The organism is Mycobacterium branderi (assembly GCF_010728725.1).
In the GTDB taxonomy this organism is placed as follows: Bacteria; Actinomycetota; Actinomycetes; order Mycobacteriales; family Mycobacteriaceae; genus Mycobacterium; species Mycobacterium branderi.
Genome location: NZ_AP022606.1, coordinates 2,608,947 through 2,622,513 on the forward strand (window position 1 = coordinate 2,608,947; position 13,567 = coordinate 2,622,513).

The 13,567-nt window shown below is 66.9% G+C and carries 12 protein-coding genes and 1 tRNA gene; 8 read left to right on the forward strand and 5 right to left on the reverse strand.

Annotation, left to right across the window (positions count from 1 at the left end):
• Window positions 1-92 precede the first annotated feature (92 nt).
• Both G6N47_RS13440 and G6N47_RS13445 read right to left on the reverse strand, forming a co-directional pair.
• Window positions 93-1,334: a PPE family protein gene (locus tag G6N47_RS13440; protein WP_139799624.1), complete on the reverse strand. Its 1,242-nt coding sequence runs from the start codon at window positions 1,332-1,334 to the stop codon at window positions 93-95.
• Window positions 1,335-1,349: 15 nt separating this feature from the next.
• Window positions 1,350-1,649 (reverse strand): PE family protein, encoded by a 300-nt coding sequence (locus G6N47_RS13445; RefSeq protein ID WP_083133098.1) that lies wholly within the window; start codon window positions 1,647-1,649, stop codon window positions 1,350-1,352.
• A 217-nt stretch (window positions 1,650-1,866) separates the two neighbouring features.
• Between G6N47_RS13445 and G6N47_RS13450 the strand changes: the two genes are divergently transcribed.
• Window positions 1,867-1,940, forward strand: a tRNA-Leu gene (locus tag G6N47_RS13450).
• A 54-nt stretch (window positions 1,941-1,994) separates the two neighbouring features.
• Here G6N47_RS13450 and G6N47_RS13455 read toward each other — a convergent pair.
• Window positions 1,995-2,306: a DUF732 domain-containing protein gene (locus G6N47_RS13455; RefSeq protein WP_197945476.1), complete on the reverse strand. Its 312-nt coding sequence runs from the start codon at window positions 2,304-2,306 to the stop codon at window positions 1,995-1,997.
• Between the two features lie 266 nt (window positions 2,307-2,572).
• Between G6N47_RS13455 and G6N47_RS13460 the strand changes: the two genes are divergently transcribed.
• The 6 genes from G6N47_RS13460 to G6N47_RS13485 all read left to right on the forward strand — a co-directional run bounded on the left by G6N47_RS13460 (window position 2,573) and on the right by G6N47_RS13485 (window position 8,957).
• Window positions 2,573-2,875, forward strand: a complete 303-nt coding sequence (locus G6N47_RS13460) for a DUF732 domain-containing protein (RefSeq protein ID WP_062540944.1) — start codon at window positions 2,573-2,575, stop codon at window positions 2,873-2,875.
• A 593-nt stretch (window positions 2,876-3,468) separates the two neighbouring features.
• Window positions 3,469-4,506, forward strand: a complete 1,038-nt coding sequence (locus G6N47_RS13465; RefSeq protein WP_083133095.1) for a YncE family protein — start codon at window positions 3,469-3,471, stop codon at window positions 4,504-4,506.
• Between the two features lie 47 nt (window positions 4,507-4,553).
• Window positions 4,554-6,185, forward strand: coding sequence for a long-chain fatty acid--CoA ligase (locus G6N47_RS13470; protein ID WP_083133094.1), 1,632 nt, complete (start codon window positions 4,554-4,556; stop codon window positions 6,183-6,185).
• Window positions 6,185-7,243, forward strand: a complete 1,059-nt coding sequence (locus tag G6N47_RS13475; RefSeq protein WP_083133093.1) for an NAD(P)H-dependent amine dehydrogenase family protein — start codon at window positions 6,185-6,187, stop codon at window positions 7,241-7,243. The genes G6N47_RS13470 and G6N47_RS13475 overlap by 1 nt, the downstream gene beginning before the upstream one ends.
• An 11-nt stretch (window positions 7,244-7,254) precedes the next feature.
• Window positions 7,255-8,106: a class II glutamine amidotransferase gene (locus G6N47_RS13480; RefSeq protein WP_083133092.1), complete on the forward strand. Its 852-nt coding sequence runs from the start codon at window positions 7,255-7,257 to the stop codon at window positions 8,104-8,106.
• Complete coding sequence (locus tag G6N47_RS13485) at window positions 8,103-8,957, forward strand: patatin-like phospholipase family protein (protein WP_083133091.1); 855 nt, start codon at window positions 8,103-8,105, stop codon at window positions 8,955-8,957. Before G6N47_RS13480 ends, G6N47_RS13485 begins: the two co-directional genes overlap by 4 nt.
• On the opposite strand, the gene G6N47_RS13490 is transcribed toward G6N47_RS13485, so the two are convergent.
• Complete coding sequence (locus G6N47_RS13490) at window positions 8,943-9,515, reverse strand: TetR/AcrR family transcriptional regulator (protein WP_232080205.1); 573 nt, start codon at window positions 9,513-9,515, stop codon at window positions 8,943-8,945. The two genes, G6N47_RS13485 and G6N47_RS13490, sit on opposite strands and share 15 nt — an antisense overlap.
• Window positions 9,516-9,577: 62 nt before the next feature.
• On the opposite strand from G6N47_RS13490, the gene G6N47_RS13495 reads away from it, so the two are divergent.
• On the forward strand, window positions 9,578-11,827 hold the full coding sequence (locus G6N47_RS13495; protein ID WP_083133089.1) for a molybdopterin-dependent oxidoreductase: 2,250 nt from the start codon (window positions 9,578-9,580) through the stop codon (window positions 11,825-11,827).
• On the opposite strand, the gene G6N47_RS13500 is transcribed toward G6N47_RS13495, so the two are convergent.
• Window positions 11,805-13,502 (reverse strand): CocE/NonD family hydrolase, encoded by a 1,698-nt coding sequence (locus G6N47_RS13500; RefSeq protein ID WP_083133087.1) that lies wholly within the window; start codon window positions 13,500-13,502, stop codon window positions 11,805-11,807. The genes G6N47_RS13495 and G6N47_RS13500 overlap by 23 nt on opposite strands.
• Between the last annotated feature and the right edge of the window lie 65 nt (window positions 13,503-13,567).

Consider the following 13,567-nt stretch of genomic DNA (forward strand, 5'->3'; position numbering starts at 1 on the left):
GGCGCGCTGCACTGGTCGCCTGGCGTACAGGCTACGACCTGCGTTTTAACAACCGGCTTCGAACATGTGACGAGTTGTGTCCAAAACTCGGCCTAACCGGCCACCACCGGCCGGCCCATCACGGTGGGCTTGAAGCCGTACCGCGGGGCGCCGAATCCGTAGCCACGGTTGGCGCCCGCATTGCCGATCGGCATGCCCGGCATCCCAGGGCTGCCCGGCGCGGCCTCCGGGGCGGCTGCCCAGCCGCTGGCCTGCAAGGCAGTGGTGCCGGTGCTTGCCGGCGTGGCCGAGGTCCAACTCGCCGGCACCGACAGGGCACCCACCGTGGATGCGTGGCCCATGGTGCCGGTGACCGCCGACGCGGCACTGGCCGCGCCGGTACTGGCGCCGCCCGCGATGCCGCCGCCCAATGCGCCGAGGTTGCCCAGTGGACCACCGGGGGCCAGCAGCGATCCCAAGCCGCTGCCGACCGTACCGCCGCCCGCGGCGTTGAAACCGGGACCGGCGAAGTAACCGATCATGCTCGGAATCAGCGTCGACGGGATATACATCACCGCCGTCGCGCCGCCGGACGAAATGCCGTTCAAAATCACCGACAGGTAGTCCGTCCCCGACCCCGCGCCGAGCGCGTTGGTGATTCCGCTGAGCGCCGACGACGCGGACGAGGCGGGCGCTAGCGGCGACGACATGCTCTGCAGCGCGCCGGGCACCGCCGACGTCAGTTGTGACAGCGCCGTCTGGGTGCCGCTGCCGCCCGCGGTACCGGCGGCGTTGGTGACCGCGGCGGCTTGCGCCGCCAGTCCACCCTCGTTGGTGTTTTTCGTCGGTGAGTTGAACGGCGTCAGCTGTGCGGCGACCGCCGAGGAGCCGGCGTACCCGTACATCGCCGCCGCGTCCTGGGCCCACATCTCGGAGTAGTGAGCCTCGGTGGCCATGATCGCCGGCGTGTTTTGCCCCAGCACGTTGGTCGCCACCAGTGCTGCCAGCTGAGCGCGGTTGGCCGCGATCACCGGCGGCGGCACCGTCATGGCATGAGCCGCCTCGTAGGCGGCGGCGGCCGCCTGGGCCTGGCTGGCCGCTTTCTGCGCTTGCGCGGCGGTGGTGTGCATCCACTCCACGTAGGGCGCGGCGGCGGTCGCCATCGACGCCGACGCCGGGCCCAGCCACTCCTCACCGGTCAGTTCCGCGATCACCGACTCATAGGCGGCGGCCGTCGAGCTCAACTCGGCGGCCAATGCATTCCACGCCGACGCGGCGGCCATCATCGGTCCCGATCCGGCGCCGGCATACATGCGCGCGGAGTTGACCTCCGGCGGTAACAGTCCGAAATCCAACATGATCCGTTCCGCCTAACCGGCCGCGATCGCGTTGGCGGCCTCGGTGGCCGCATACGATCCGGCGCTGGTGCCCAAAGTGTTGACGAACATCTCGTGAATCGCCTCGGCCTGGGCGCTGACCGACTGATACAAGGCGGCGTGCGCGGCGAACTGGGTTGCCGTGAGCGCCGAAACCTCGTCGGCGGCCGCGGGAACCACCCCAGTGGTGGGTCCGGCCGCGGCAGCGTTCTGTGAGGCCATCGCCGAGCCGATGCCCTGCAGGCTGGCGGCCGCAGCCGTCAACGCTTCGGGTTGAGTGGTCACGAATGACATGACTTCTCCTGGTGTCGCACTGCCGATTCCACGCATCCACAGTTGCCCAAAACAACACCGAAGTGATAGTTGGTTAACGGCTTCGTAACTGTTGGGCCGGAAGTCTTAACACGCTGCCGCTGCCGGATACACAGATGTCACGTGGCGAGCCGGCGAATAGTGGTTCCGGTACCGGCTGATCCGGCTGTGGCGTCGTCGCGCTACATTCGCCGCCGGGGCCCCCATAGCCCAATTGGCAGAGGCAGCGGACTTAAAATCCGTCCAGTGTCGGTTCGAATCCGACTGGGGGCACGAGCGAGGGTCGCGGTATTGCGTTGCAGCCGAAAGCATTCGGCGTGTGTGTAATCAGAGGTGTTCGGGGCAGTAAGCGCTCGCGGCTGTTATCGCAAACTTCGCGGCGTGCTCCACGGTGAATCCCGGGTTGGTGGTGTGTACCGCATTGACCGTGTCCATCGGGGAAAGTCCCTCGTCCATCAACTGGCACACCGCCCTGCCCGCCGCGACGGCCTGGCTGGCGCCGCGGTGGGTGATGCCCTGCTGGTCGAGCGCGGCAAGGAAGCTTGCATCGGCGCCGGAGGACTCGGCGTGCGCAGGCGCGGCGAGGCCGATGACGGCGGCGACGCCGGCTAGCGCGAGCACCACCTTCGGCGCGGTCACCGATTGACATCTCGCTGTGCGTGCGGGTTCCACGGATTCCAGCGTTACTCAACGCAGTTGAGAGGCCCACCCCATTAACGGCTTCTTTACGCCGGCACGCCAACTCTTAACACGTTGCGGCCGTTGGCCCGCCGGCAACGCAGAGCACCGCCCCTGACCAGCTCGGACCCAGGCACTGTTGCGCGTAACACCGAATTAACATTGTGTCGGACGACGCTAAAAACTCGGTAACACGTTCGTAACGGGTGCTGGGCAGCATAAGAGCCATGAAGCGCCTGCTCTTGCTGCTGGGTTTCGCCACCATGGTTGGTCTGGCTGCGCCGGCCCACGCCGACGAGACCAGCGGTGACGCGGCCTTCCTGGCCGCCCTCGACCAGCAGGGCATCACACACCGCGGCGCCAGCCAGGCCATCGCGGCCGGCAGGGCGGTGTGCGAGTTGATGGACGGCGGCCTGTCGCCCCTCGACACCGTCAACGCGGTGCGCAGCACCAACCCGGGATTCACCCCCGAGCACGCCGCACGATTCGCGGTGACGGCAGCGTCGGCGTACTGCCCTCAACACCTCTGACCAAGGGCCGCATCTCCGGCCAGGACACCCGATGGCAAGCGTCGTAAATGGTTGGGCACCAACAGGATTGCTCGGTACCTACCTAAAAAGCCTGACGCCGCAACGCATATGACACATCTGCCGGCCCGGTCCGACGTCGGCGACCCCTGCGCCGCCGACTAGCGGGAAACGGCGGGGATCGACCTGTTACGTGGTGCCCGGCCGACACGCCCGCGACAGAAAAAATGTGTGATGTTGACCGCTTTTGGTCGCCGAAGACTAAGAAATTCTTATTTTCGAACGGGATTGGACTCGGCGATTCCGGGTTAGCGGCTCATGGAAAGCCGCTGGACACACCAGCCGACCGGTTCGCTGTACCGGGAGCGGTCAAGGACGACGGGATCCTTGCCTAAGGGCAACCTGAGTTATTGACGTGATCTGCGCGGGTAGTTGACGAAAGACACACCTTTGGGTGCGAAACCCGCCACTAGACTCGGCCGGAAGCGCGCCCTAGGGTGCCGAATCCGATGATGTCGGGCTTGTGTTGCCACAGCAGGCCAACCGGCGTCCAGGTCCGGTCACTGCCGGACGAATGAGCAAAGGCAGGTGCCACTGTGGGCAGTGTTAACCGTGTCGACAGCGAGGTCGGCGTCGCGCCGGATTTCGCTGTCGTCGGCGAAATCGGCGTCCACCAGGGCGGCGTCAGCGGCATCGCGGTCAGCTCGGACGCCAACCGGCTGGTCGTGACGAATTGCGGAAGCGACAGCGTCTCGTCGATCGACACCCGCTCGGTTGCGCTGGAGCGCACCGTCGTCGGCATCTCCGAGCCGTTTGCCGTAGCGATCGCCGGGGACCGGGCCTACGTCAGCGCTGTGTCGACGGCCTATGACGTGATTCTGGCTCTTGACGTGGACACCAGCCGGGTCGTCGCAGTTCATCCGGTAGCCGAGAGCGTCTGCGACCTGGCAGTAAGCCCCGGCGGCCGGCACGTGTTTGCCGCCCGCACTGCGGCCGGCGGCGCCGACGTCGCGGTCCTGGACACCCGCACCGGCGAGGTCGACGGGATCACCATCGCCGCAACGCCGGGCACCGTCGCGGAATGTGTGCGCGCGCACGCGGATGGCAGCCGGCTGTACGTCGCGGCCAACAGTGCCGCCGGCGGAACGCTTGCCGTCGTCGACACCGAGCAGCGGCGTGTGGTCGGCAGCATCGAGATCGCCTCGCCGATCAGGGATATCGCGCTCAGCCCGAACGGCGGCACCGCGTATGTGGCCAGCTGCGGCCCGGACTTCGGCACGGTCCTCGACGTCGTCGACACCCGCACCAACGCGGTGGTCAGCACTCACAAGATCGCCGAGATCAGCGGTTTGCTCACCCAGCTGACGTTGAGCCGTGACGGTCGGCGCGCCTACCTGGTCGGCGACGACAGCGTCACCGTGCTGCGCACCGGGACCCACGAGGTCGTCGGCGCAATCAACGTGGGCCGTCAGCCGTCGTGCGTGATCGAAAGCCCACTGGGCAACTCGCTCTACATCGGCGACTACGCCGGTACCGTCACCGTCGTCTCCGTGGACATGGCGGACGACGAGCCCACCGCCCGGCACGAGTGGACCATGCCCGAGCTGTTTCGGCTCCAGCCGGCACTGACCTGAGCAGAACGCGCGGCGTCGCTGCGCTTGGAACCATAAGCTGTACGTCGATGTACAGCACAATGCAGAACTTCCCGCTGACGATCACCGCGATCCTGCGCCACGCCACCAGCGTGCACGGAGCCCGCCGGGTCACCACCGCTACCGGCAACGGCTACCGGCAGTGCAGCTACGCCGAACTGGGCCGACAAGCCGCGCAGCTGGCCCACGCCCTGCGCAAGCTGGGCATCACCGGAGACCAACGGGTCGGCACGTTCATGTGGAACAACGCCGAACACCTCGCCGCCTACATGGCGGTCCCGTCGATGGGCGCGGTGCTGCACACGCTGAACATCCGGCTTTTCCCCGAGCAGATCGTTTTCGTGACCAACGAAGCCGAAGACCAGGTGGTGCTGGTCGATATGTCGCTGGCCAAGCTGCTCGCCCCCGTCCTGGGCCGGCTAAAGACCGTGCACACACTCATCGCGGTGGGCGAGGGTGACACGGCGCCGCTGACCGAGTCGGGCAAGACCGTGCTGCGCTACGACGACGTACTGGGCGGCGAGCCGACCGAATTCGACTGGCCGGACGTCGACGAGAACTCGGCAGCCGCGATGTGCTACACCAGCGGCACCACCGGAAACCCCAAAGGCGTTGTCTACAGCCACCGTTCAAGCTATCTGCACACGATGGCGGCCTGTAGCAGCAACGGCATCGGCGTCGGGTCCAGCGATTGTGTGCTGCCGATCGTGCCGATGTTCCACGCCAACGCGTGGGGACTGCCGTACGCCGCGTTGATGGCCGGCGCCGACCTGGTGCTGCCCGACCGGCACCTGGACGCCAAGTCGTTGGTAGACATGGTCGAGAAGCTGCGGCCGACCGTGGCCGGCGCGGTGCCGACCATCTGGAACGACGTCCTGCACTACCTGGAGCGCGAGCCCGACCACGACATGTCGTCGCTGCGGCTGGTCGCCTGCGGCGGCTCGGCCGTCCCTGTGTCGCTGATGCGCACCTTCGAAGAAAAGCACGGCGTGCAGATCCGTCAGTTGTGGGGGATGACCGAGACATCGCCGATGGCCACCATGGCCTGGCCGCCGCCGGGAACGCCGGACGACCAGCATTGGCCGCTGCGAGCGACCCAGGGCCAGCCGGTGTGTGGCGTGGAAGCCCGGATCGTCGACGACGACAACAACGTGTTGCCCAACGACGGCGAGGCGGTGGGTGAGTTGGAGGTCCGCGGGCCGTGGATCACCGGCTCCTACTACCGCGGCGCCGACCAGTCGAAGTTCGAGTCGGGCTGGCTGCGCACCGGCGACGTGGGCCGTATCGACGAGCGCGGCTTCATCACGCTCACCGACCGCGCCAAGGACGTCATCAAGTCTGGTGGGGAATGGATCTCGTCGGTGGAGCTGGAGAACTGTCTGATCGCACACCCCGACGTCGTCGAGGCGGCGGTCGTCGGGGTGCCCGACGAGCGCTGGCAGGAGCGGCCGCTGGCCGTGGTCGTCCGCAAACAGGGCGCTTCGGTCGATGCGAGCGAGTTGCGAAACTACCTGTCCGACAAGGTTGCTCGCTGGTGGCTGCCCGAACGCTGGACATTTGTCGACGAGATTCCGCGGACCAGCGTCGGCAAATACGACAAGAAAACCATTCGCTCGCGATACGGCGAAAACCGCTACGAGGTCACCGAGGTGCGCGGCTAATGGGCTTGCGGGTCGTCCAATGGGCAACCGGGTCGGTGGGCGTGGCCGCGATCAAAGGCGTGCTCGAACATCCCGAACTCGAGCTCGCCGGATGCTGGGTGCATTCGGATGCCAAGAGCGGCAAGGACGTCGGCGAAATCATCGGCACACCGCCGCTGGGCGTGACCACCACCAACAGCATCGACGACATCCTGGCGCTCGACGCCGACGCGGTGATCTACGCACCGCTGCTGCCCAACGTCGAGGAGGTCGCCGCGCTCCTGCGCTCCGGCAAGAACGTCGTCAGCCCCGTGGGCTGGTTCTATCCCACCGAGAAGGAAGCCGCTCCGCTGGAGGTGGCCGCGCAGGCCGGCAACGCCACGCTGCACGGCGCCGGTATCGGGCCGGGCGCGGCCACCGAACTGTTTCCGCTGCTGCTGTCGGTGATGTCCACCGGCGTGACTTTCGTTCGCGCCGAGGAGTTTTCCGACCTTCGCACCTACGGAGCACCCGACGTGCTGCGCTATGTGATGGGGTTCGGCGGCACCCCGGACAACGCTCTGTCCGGGCCGATGCAGAAACTCCTCGACGGCGGCTTCATCCAGTCGGTTCGGCTGTGTGTCGACCGGTTGGGTTTCGCCGCCGATCCCGAGATCCGGTCCTGGCAGGAGGTGGCGGTGGCCACCGCGCCGATCGACTCGCCGATCGGTGTGATCGAACCCGGTCAGGTCGCGGGGCGTCGCTTCCACTGGGAGGCGACGGTTCGCGACACGCCCGTCGTGCGGATCACCGTCAACTGGCTGATGGGTGAGGAAAACCTCGACCCGCCATGGTCTTTCGGGCCCGCCGGAGAACGCTACGAGATCGAGGTGCGGGGTAACCCGGACACCTTCGTCACCGTCAAGGGCTGGCAACCCGAGACCGTGGACGAAGGCTTGAAGAGCAATCCGGGCATCGTCGCGACCGCGGCGCACTGCGTGAACGCGGTCCCGGCGACCTGCGCGGCGCCGGCCGGCATCCAGAGCTTCTTCGACCTGCCGCTGATCACCGCGCGCGCCGCGCCCCGGCTGAGCCGGTAACGTCGCACTCGATGTGCCGACTCTTTGCGCTGCATGCCGGGACCAATGTCATTACCGCCACGTTCTGGCTGCTGGATGCCCCGGACAACCTGGAGGCGCAGAGCCGGCGAAACCCGGACGGCACCGGGCTCGGTGTGTTCGACGGGCAGGGCCGCCCGCAGGTGCGCAAGCAGCCGATCGCGGCATGGCAGGACAACGAGTTCGCCATCGAAGCGCACGAGATGAGCGGCACCACGTTCGTCGCGCACGTCCGGTACGCGACCACCGGGTCGCACGACGTGGTCAACACCCATCCGTTTCTGCAGGACGGCCGGATCTTCGCGCACAACGGCGTGCTCGAGGGTCTCGACGTGCTCGACGACCGGTTGCGTGAGGTCGGCACCGCCGATTTGGTCGGCGGCCAGACCGATTCCGAGCGGGTGTTCGCGTTGATCACGGCCTCGATTCGGGCATGCGGTGGCGACGTGTCAACCGGACTTGTCGACGCCGTGCGATGGCTGGCCGACACCGTGCCGATCTACGCGGTCAACATATTGTTGAGCACTGCCACCGACGTGTGGGCGCTGCGCTACCCCGAGTCGCACGAGCTCTACATGCTGGACTGCCGCCAGGCCGGCCCGGAATTTCGCTTGCGCACCAATCGTATTCACGCTCACTCCGACCATCTGCGGTCCCGGCCGTCGGTGGTGTTCGCCAGTGAGCCGATGGACGACCGGCGATGGGAACCGATCGCACCCGGTGAGCTGGTGCACGTCGACGCCGACCTGCAGATCCATCGCGACGTGGTGCTGCCCGATCCGCCCAAACACCAGCTGCACCGCGAAGACCTGAGCGCGGCAGTCGAGGCCGCGCAGCACTCGTGACGGTCAAACGTGCGCTGGTGCTGGCCGGCGGGGGAGTCGTCGGGATCGCCTGGGAGACGGGCATTCTGTGCGGCATCGCCGACGAGTCGCCGGCGCTGGCCCAGGCGCTGCTTGACTCCGACGTGCTGGTGGGCACCTCGGCAGGCTCGACGGTCGCCGCGCAGATCAGCAGCGGGCGTAGCCTCGAGGATCTGTTTACCGCGCAGGTCGCCGAGACGTCCACCGAGATCGACCCCGGCGTCGGCGTCGACGACATCACCGACCTGTTCCTGGCCGCGATGGCCGAACCGGACACTGCGCGCAAACGGCAACGGATCGGCGCGGCCGCGCTGGTGGCCGAAACCGCGCCCGAGCCGGTGCGCCGCAAGGTGATTGCCCAACGGCTGCCGTCGCACGACTGGCCGGCGCGGGATCTGCGGATCACTGCCATCGACGTCGACACCGGGGAACTCGTTGTGTTCGACCGGGATTCGGGCGTGGACCTGGTGGACGCGGTGGCGGCCAGTTGTGCGGTGCCCGGCGCGTGGCCGCCGGTCACCATTGACGACCGGCGGTACATGGACGGTGGGATCGGCAGCACGATCAACCTGGAGGTGGCCGACGACTGCGACGCCGCGGTGGTGTTGGTGCCCGCCGGGGTGTCGGCGCCGTCGTCGTTCGGTGCCGGGCCTGCCGCGGAAATGGCGGCTTGGCCGTCGCGATCGCACGCGGTGTTCGCCGACGACGCATCGCTTGCGGCCTTCGGGTCCAACCCCCTTGACCCGCGTTGCCGCACCGCATCGGCACGGGCCGGCCGTGCGCAGGGCCGACGCGAGGCGGCGGCCGTCGCGGCATTTTTAGGACGCGGCTGAGGCGATCACGGACTCGAACTCGGCAATGACGTCGTCGAGCGGAGTTGTGGACCGTTGCAGCCGGCACAGGATGATCGCGCCCTCGAAGCTCGCGATCGCCATCGTCGCCAAGCGGTCGGCACGCCGCGCCTCTACGCCGTCGGCAATGATCGCCGTGACGAGTGCCTGGTGCCAACGTTGGAAGATCTCCGCCACAGCGGGCTGCAGATGCTGATCGTCGGGCGAGCCGCCGACGGCAACGGAGACGACGGGGCACCCGGCGTTGAAGTCTGAGTCGAGAAGGAGCTTCTTCCAAAACTTCCCGAAGCGGCGCAGCGCGGCGAGTGATCCCGCAGCGCTTGCCTGCTCAATGATGGAGCTGATTGTGTCGCCGGCAAGTGCGAGTGCCTCGGCCATGATCTCGCTACGGCCCCCTGGGAAGTGGTGGTAGACCGAGCCGCGCGGCGCTTGGCTCCGCGACAGCACGGCATCCACCGTTACCCCGCCCGCACCCCGCTCGCGTAGCAACTCGACTGAGCTGACCAGCATCTTCTGCCGGGTATCGGTACGGACTCCCATTGACCCTCCACATCGCTATGCTATGGTCCATAGCATAGCACCGGCGGAAGGGAAGCGCCGCAATGACAACTGACTGGCAGCAGAGCGCGTGCATCTTATGCGAATGCAATTGCGGCATCGTGGTGCAACTCGACGGCAGGACCCTGGCCAAAATCCGCGGCGACAAAGACCATCCGGCGTCGCGGGGCTACACCTGCAACAAGGCGTTGCGCCTCGATCACTACCAGAACAGCCGCAACCGGTTGACCTCACCGATGCGCCGGCGCCCTGACGGCGGCCACGAGGAAATCGACTGGGACACAGCGATTTCCGAGATCGCCACCGGTGTCGCTCACATCCGCGACACGTACGGCGGGGACAAGATCTTCTATTACGGGGGCGGAGGACAGGGCAATCATCTCGGCGGGGCGTACAGCGGCGCGTTCCTCAAGGCAATCGGCTCCCGCTACCGCTCGAATGCGTTGGCACAGGAGAAGACCGGCGAGGCCTGGGTCGACGCTCACCTGTACGGCGGCCACACCCGCGGCGAGTTCGAGCACGCCGAGGTGTCGGTGTTCGTGGGCAAGAACCCGTGGATGTCGCAGAGCTTTCCCCGGGCACGCACGGTGCTCAACGAGATCGCCAAAGACCCGCGACGCTCGATGATCGTCGTCGACCCGGTCCTCACCGACACCGCCAAGATGGCCGACTTTCATCTGCGGGTCCGGCCGGGCACCGACGCGTGGTGCCTGGCGGCGATGGCGGCGGTGCTGGTGCAGGAAAACCTGTGCAACGAGGAATTTCTGACGCACCACGTCACCGGCATCGACGCCGTTCGACAGACGTTAAGGGATGTCCCCGTCGACGACTACGCGGCGCGATGCGCCGTCGATCCCGAGCTGTTGCGTGCTGCCACCCGGCGCATAGCGGGTGCCGAGAGCGTCGCGGTGTTCGAGGATCTCGGCATCCAGCAGGCGCCCAACAGCACGGTGTGCTCGTATCTGAACAAGATGCTGTGGATTCTGACCGGCAGTTTCGCCAAGCGCGGTGGGCAGCACCTGCATTCCGGCTTCGGGCCGCTCATGCGTCATGGCACCGAGGTCGGGCGCACACCCGTGACCGGCGCTCCGTTGATCGGCGGTCTGGTGCCCAGCAACGTTGTGCCGCAAGAGATTTTATCGGATCATCCCGACCGCTTTCGCGCGATGTTTGTGGAGAGCAGTAATCCGGCACACTCCCTTGCCGACTCGACGGCTTGCCGGGCGGCGTTCGAATCGCTGGAACTCCTGGTGGTCATCGACGTCGCGATGACCGAAACCGCCCGGCTCGCCGACTATGTGCTGCCGGCGGCCAGCCAGTTCGAGAAGCCCGAGGCGACATTCTTCAATCTCGAGTTCCCGCACAACACCTTTCATTTGCGCCACCCGCTGCTGGAACCGTTGCCTGGCACCCTGCCCGAGCCCGAGATCTGGGCTCGGCTGGTGCGGGCCCTCGGTGTCGTCGACGACGGCGAGCTGCAACCGCTGCGGAACGCAGCCAAAGAGGGCCGCGACGCCTACGCAGTTGCGTTCAGGCAGGCCGTCGGTGAGAATCCGACATTCCGAAAAGTACTGCCGTACGTGCTGTATGAAACCCTCGGGCCCACCCTGCCGGACGGGCTGGCCGGTGCGGCGGCGCTGTGGGGCCTGGCCCAAAACGTTGCGCTGACCTATCCGGACGCCGTTCGTCGCGCAGGTCACCGCGACGGCAACGCGCTGTTCGACGCCATCCTGGAAAACCGCTCCGGCGTAACGTTCACCGTCCACGAATACGAAGACGACTTTGCGTTGATCCGGCACGCGGATCACAAGATTCACCTCGAAATACCCGAGTTGCTCGACGAAATCCGCAGACTGCCCGACGTCCCCGCCCGCTACACGACGCCGGAGTATCCGATTGTGCTGTCCGCGGGTGAGCGGCGCCCGTTCACCGCCAACGACATTTTTCGCGATCCCTCATGGCGCAAGCGTGACCCACAGGGCGCCCTGCGGGTCAGCGTGGAAGACGCTCAGAAACTGGGATTGGTCGACGGCGGCCGAGCCCGGATCACCACTGCGGCCGGCAGTGCCGAGGCGAGCGTCGAGATCAGCGAGGCTATGCTGCCCGGCCACGCGTCACTGCCCAACGGGTATGGCCTCGACTTCATCGACGACGATGGCGCCACGCTGATCCCGGGTGTCGCCCCGAACTCACTGACCTCGACCGACTGGCGCGACGAGTACGCGGGGACGCCGTGGCACAAGCATGTGCCGGCCCGCATCGAGGCGGTCCTCAGCGCGGGATCACCGGAATGAGCAGCCGGGGGTCGCGCTCCGGGCCCCAATGCAGCGTGCATCTGGTGCGCGGGCCGCGTTCGTAGGCGGCGGGGAACTGGCCCGTCAGCGGGTTGCGCGGCCACAGCCATCGACCCGCGACGACGAGCCGAAGCTGCTCACCGGCCCGAAACAATGTCGCCGACGGGCCCAGCGGAATGTCCACCTGCACAACCTGACCGGCCGGGAGCGGGTCGCGGGCATCGCATCTCGGCACCGGTTCGAACGGCCGGGACCGTGTCTCGTCGAGCGCTCGCATCGACGCCTTCAACCACCCGCAGGTTATGCGGTCGCGGCCGAAGCCATAAGCACCTTCAAATGGCACAAACGTTGTGCCACACCACTTTTCGATACCGACGAATAGGTCGACGTCGTCGCCACCCGCGACTTCGACGAACAGCCGCAGCGCCATCGGCCCCGTGATCTCGGTGTCCGCAGGCACCGTCCAACCGAATCGCGCACCGCCCGAACGGGTGTCGAAGGTGATCGAGCCGTCCCGCTCAGCCGGGTCGGTCCGCAGCCCGACATCGGTCAGGTGCAGCGCAGTCCACACGGTTGACTCAGGCGGCCAACTGGTTTCGTCCCGGACCTGCGCAATATGGTCGCGATCGTCGCGCACTTCCAGGCGCACCCGCGGCAGCGGCTCCCCGGGGACGTCGCGGAGATGACGATTGAGAAACGCCAGCTGCGTCTGCAACGCCGATTCGGAATAGAACGTGGTCCATTTGCCGCCGCGGTGGGTGTACAGGTGGCGCTCAGCCGAACCGATCTGCTCGAAACCGCGCATCGACCCGCGGCTGTGCAGGTTGTTGTCCGAGAAGCTGCCGCAGATCAGGGCGGGCACCTCGATCTTGGCCAGATCGGGCACCAGTGATCGCCAGAACTCGTCGCGCAGCGGCCGATTCGAAACCTCCTCGGAAAGCCGGTATTTCAGCCGCGCCGACTTCAGCCCGCGGCTCCAGATGCTGATGAAGCCGACCTCCCGGATCCCGCCGGGCCGGGCCAGGTCGCGGTAGGCGTCGGTGAATCCCTCCCACGGCACGATCGCCCGCAGATGTGGCGGACGCAGCGCGGCCGCCTTCCACTGCGAGATCGCCAGGTAAGAAACCCCGATCATGCCGACCGCGCCGGTGCTCCACGGTTGTTCGGCTGCCCACTCGACGAGGTCGTAGACGTCCTCGCCTTCTTGGTCGGACAGCAGCGAACCGATGCCGTCGGATTGGCCTGCCCCACGCAGATCGCAGTTCACCACCGCGAACCCGTGCGCGGTCCACCACGCCGGATCCGGCGCCTCCCAAGTGGTCAGCGTCGAAAACCGCAGCCGCGACGGTTGCCGCAGCAGGCGGTACTGAAACGGCACCGCGTAGCCACGTCCCCGCTTCTTGGGCAACTTGTCCTTGCCGTAGGGATGCGCACACAGCAGCACCGGAAACGGTCCCGCGTCCGGCGGCAGGTAAACATTCACCCGCAGCACGGTTCCGTCGCGGGTCGTCACCGCGACGTCGTCGTGCACCACGACGGCACCCGGCTCCGGGACGTAGACGTCGACTGGCGCACGCAGGAAACCCCGCAGGCGCGTTACTGCGTACCGGACGGCGCCGGGCCGTTTCCAGGGGCGATCGTGAGCCGGAGCGTCGGGTGAGGCCGATCGAGCCATGTCCGGTCCTAATTCATCATTGGATGAACTCATCGTATGATGAATATCCGCCGCCGAGTTCTCGC

Coding starts and splice junctions, on each gene's coding strand:
- G6N47_RS13445 (WP_083133098.1), bottom strand. CDS start 1,649: ATGTCATTCGTGACCACTCAACCCGAAGCGTTGACGGCTGCGGCCGCC.
- G6N47_RS13460 (WP_062540944.1), top strand. CDS start 2,573: ATGAAGCGCCTGCTCTTGCTGCTGGGTTTCGCCACCATGGTTGGTCTG.
- G6N47_RS13470 (WP_083133094.1), top strand. CDS start 4,554: ATGTACAGCACAATGCAGAACTTCCCGCTGACGATCACCGCGATCCTG.
- G6N47_RS13475 (WP_083133093.1), top strand. CDS start 6,185: ATGGGCTTGCGGGTCGTCCAATGGGCAACCGGGTCGGTGGGCGTGGCC.
- G6N47_RS13480 (WP_083133092.1), top strand. CDS start 7,255: ATGTGCCGACTCTTTGCGCTGCATGCCGGGACCAATGTCATTACCGCC.
- G6N47_RS13490 (WP_232080205.1), bottom strand. CDS start 9,515: ATGGGAGTCCGTACCGATACCCGGCAGAAGATGCTGGTCAGCTCAGTC.
- G6N47_RS13495 (WP_083133089.1), top strand. CDS start 9,578: ATGACAACTGACTGGCAGCAGAGCGCGTGCATCTTATGCGAATGCAAT.
- G6N47_RS13500 (WP_083133087.1), bottom strand. CDS start 13,502: ATGGCTCGATCGGCCTCACCCGACGCTCCGGCTCACGATCGCCCCTGG.